Below are 4,121 nucleotides of genomic sequence, written 5' to 3' on the forward strand. Positions count from 1 at the left end.
ATCAATGATTTGCCTGAGGATTTAAATGCACAAGTCACTTGTCGTGAGAAAGATGAGTTGGAAGTGGCTAAATTTGAAGTAGATGAGCTTTAATGGAGTTTTATAGGAAATAAGAAAAATGATCAGTGGTTATGGCTCGTTTCCCATAAAAAAAGTCGGCAAGTGCTTGCTATGCAAGTGGGTCCTCGAGATAAAAAAAACCGCTGAGCTTCTTTTTGCAAAAACTACCCGAATCATTAAAAAAAGTCTTCTATTTCACTGATAAATTTAATGTCTATTATGAAACCAATCCTTGGAGTCAACATCAACCAGTTAGCAAGCAATCTGGTCAGACAAGCTATATTGAAAGATTTAATTGTWCYCKCAGACAAAGATGTGCAAGACTTGTAAGGAAAACACTTTCATTTTCTAAAAAACTAACTAATTACATTGGGTTAATAAAATACTTTATTTGTGATTAACATAGATAATTGAGAATCTTACCTATTTAGCGCACTACCCAAGAAATACTAATAAAATAAATTTAAAATTAAGCTTGCAAGCCCGTCTATTGAATTTAATAACTTAGAATAACTTTAGTTTTTTCAATAATTTGTTCTTCATTTTGTAGAATATCAGTGGGCAATTTTTTTTGATCGCATAAATTTTTCACTCCTAAATAGATACTATGTAGAGCATGACATTCTACAAATTCTAAGGGTGTTAATTTTCCAGTTTTCTGTTTTTTACTAGCTAATTGCTCTAAACGTTCGGAAACTGCATTAACTGTGGCTTGTAAATATTCTATATGTTTTTCGCTTAAAGCTGTTTGAGGATCTAATAAGCTTTCTTTTGAAAAAGCGAGAAGATCGATAAAAGCTTCTCCTAATAAAAGTTTATATCCTCTGTCTTTCTGCTCTCCACCCTTTATTAAAGTCTCCGAAACTTTATCCATTTCTTGGTTAAAAAACTCTGGCAAATGCCTTGTTTCTGACATTTCTAAGGAGGAAATACGGCTTAAAAAAACAAGTGCATTGAAAATGAAATGAAGAGTATCTTGTTTCTCTTCTTTACTATCGGCGTATCTTTGAATAAGTTCTTTTTCCAGTCTTCCATTGTCAACTTTTCCTTCGCTTTGGATCGTCTTTACAAAGCCTGCAACATCCTCATTAAATAGCTCAGCTTGATCATTCTTTTCTAGGGCTGGTAACTTTAGACCAAACTTATGATTAAAAAGAGAAGTCAGATAATTAAGATCCCAAGAAACTATTCCTGGAAATGGGGCTAAATGCGCAGCTTGAGGTGAAGCAAAACAACCCTTTCCAAAAAGCCATGGTAAAAGTGATTCAACTTTTTTACCAACCATTTGACACTCTACTGAAAATTCGTCTTCAGTCTCATGCATAGCCTGAACTTTTCTATATAAAGGTTTTTCAGATTCTGAAGTCTTTTCTAAAGTTCTTTCCCTGTGGTCAGTAAATGTTTCAACAGAGCCTTCTTCTAGCATTGTTTTTTGGTTTGTAACATGCTGTGATAAAAAATCTTTTAGAACTGATTTTAATTCTTCTAGTTGCTGATCAGTTAAATTCTCTTTTACTATTTCGAACATGTTAGAAACTCTAAGAGCAAAATCTCGATGACTATCTAAAACTTTAGGAAAGCGTTCTTCTGAATGTTTAAGATAATGGCCTAAAAAAATATCTACAAAACCTTGAATTTGTTCGACATCAGAAATTATCAAATCAGAAAAGTTAATAGATTGAGTTGTCTCGAGTTCTTTAAAAAAATCGTTTAAAATTTGGATTTTATCCAATTTCATTTCTTTTAATTGCTGCAATAGTATTTCAATATTTTTTTGTATTATAGGTTTTTGTTTTTCAAGTTCTTGTTTACTTTGAAAATAAGCTTTTTTTATTATTCCTCTGTAGGGCTCAACTAAGCGTGTAAGGCTTTCATCTGCTTGGTTAAATAAAGTTAGTTTAGCATTAGCTTCTTTTACTGTTATGTTTTTGTTAGGAATCAAAGCAAATAAGCCTTTAAAATGGTCTTCAAACTGCGGTAATTTTGCATCAGATGAAGTTAATTGCGTCAATTCCAAAAGTTCTTTTAAATACTTAATATGTGTCTGAAGGACATCATAATCTTTTTCAGGAATAATTTCATTTTCATCTTTAGGCAATCCATTTTGAATATTTCGAGTTAATTTAAGAGTTTCTTTTTCAAAAATATCAAAGGAAGAAAGTAAAGTTTGTTGGGCATCTTTCCGGATTACTGGATCCTGAGATTCAAGACCCTTCTTAATTTCAGCAATAAACTCAGGGTAAAGATCAACAGAATTTTCATCCCGAATCTTTTGAAGAAGTTTTTCATATGTAGGGCGGCAATCTATAGTAGTTTCTTCCTTAATTTGCTGCAATTTTTCAGTATAAGGAGAAAAATCTTTTTTAGTAGCTATTATACACCGATTGCATTCCTCTATTTGCCTTGCGACATCTTTTGGTGTTTCACCCGCAAAAATTTTTTCAAGGTTATCCAATACCCGCTTAGTTTTTATATTTAACTGATTATCAGATAATTGAAATCTATTTTTATTGTTTTGTAATCGATGATAATTATTTATCTCGGTTATTGTATCACTTACTTCTTTCTTTAGCTGGTTGAAATGAAATTCCTTAAGAGAAGATAATTCTTCTTTTAGTGTATTTAATTCTGATGGATCTAATGTCTCCAAATTGCATTTTTGATATTTTTCGACAAGCTGTTCAAGTCTTGAGAGAAAGTCGTTAACTTTCGCTATATTTCTTTGTATTTTTTCCAATGCTTCTAATTCTTTTAGATTGTCACTATAACTTTTTTTATCAATGTTAGTTAATTGCCTATTTAGAACATTCAATTTTATTTTAGTTTCTTCTATTCCTTTTTGTGTATCTTGATATCTTTGAATTTGTTGTTTTATTGTGTCATTATAATTAATTGTTATCGGTTCAGTTTGGCATAAATGTATTAATTCAACCGAAGCTTGTGAGATGTTCTCATGACATGTTTTTATCCATAATTTGACGATTTTTTTAGAAAATGTCTGGTGAATTTGATCATTTAATCGGGCCTGTATTTCTCCTTGAAATGATTTGGAAGTTTTCAAGTCAGAAGCTCTTAAATTGGTCTTTTTATTATAAGCGCATAAAAATTTTCCTTTTACAAATGATTTAACAGATTGTTCAGTCAGACAGGGTGATTTTTGTGTTTCGTCTTTAGAATGGGTAAATTCGCTAAAAATCTCACTGGTAACTCCTTCCGTAACAGTTTGTATTTCTTTTGTATTCGTTTGAACTTCTCTTGTTGAAGAAGTTGTATCGGAAGAAAGTGGACCATTAATAAGAGATGTTGAATATTCAATTGAAGACGAACTGTTGTTCAAAGAAGACGGATTAAAATCAGAAGGATTACTCATAACTACCTCCTTAATAATTATAATTTAATTTTAATTATAAATTATTAACTAATTTATTATCTTTAAATTAAATAAAATAATATTAATTATTAATATTAAGTATTTTAAACAAAGATTAACATTATTAATATTTACTAATATTTAAATTAAAATTTACAATGCTAATTATTTTAATTTAAAAAAAGTTAGACAGATATGGCTTTCCTATTGAACAACCAACAACTCATCCAATTGGTTTCCCAAGTATTTTGAAAATTGAACCATTTAGTGATCTCATCAATGTTGAAAATTTCTCTAGCAAAAAAGATAGGTAACGGAAACTTTCAAGTGATTTAAAATTGACTTCATTTAAAGTCACTTCACGGCAAGCGGCAAATTTTTGTTTGTAAAAATAGCTTTGCCTTGAATTAAAAATGAGCTGGCACGCAAAAGGCCCATGAAAGAAGGAAGGTTTTTTATCGGAAAGCATTGCTTATCTTAAATTAGTCTCGATACCAGATAAGTGAGCAAGTTTCTTTCCTAATAGAAAAAATGAAAAGGATTTTGATAATCAATTTTATTTTGTTAGTTTTCTTAAGTTAATTAACCTAAGTGAAATAACAATTCAATTTATATTATTTAATATTTGGTAGTGCTAAATAGGTAAGGCTCTCAATTGCCTATTGTAATCACAAATAAAGTATTTTATTAA

The 4,121-nt window shown here is 30.0% G+C and carries 1 protein-coding gene and 1 pseudogene; one reads left to right on the forward strand and one right to left on the reverse strand.

The features are described 5' to 3' along the window. Nucleotides 1–461, forward strand: a pseudogene (locus TY19_RS12820) (IS1 family transposase); the annotation flags it as partial. Nucleotides 462–556: 95 nt separating this feature from the next. Here TY19_RS12820 and TY19_RS05605 read toward each other — a convergent pair. Further along, the gene (locus TY19_RS05605; protein ID WP_042280384.1) at nt 557–3,430 is read right to left on the reverse strand and encodes a hypothetical protein; all 2,874 of its coding nucleotides are present in this window, start codon (nt 3,428–3,430) and stop codon (nt 557–559) included. Between the last annotated feature and the right edge of the window lie 691 nt (nt 3,431–4,121).

This window comes from Candidatus Protochlamydia sp. R18 (genome assembly GCF_000648255.1).
GTDB classification, from domain to species: domain Bacteria; phylum Chlamydiota; class Chlamydiia; order Chlamydiales; family Parachlamydiaceae; genus Protochlamydia; species Protochlamydia amoebophila.

Coding starts and splice junctions, on each gene's coding strand:
- TY19_RS05605 (WP_042280384.1), bottom strand. CDS start 3,430: ATGAGTAATCCTTCTGATTTTAATCCGTCTTCTTTGAACAACAGTTCG.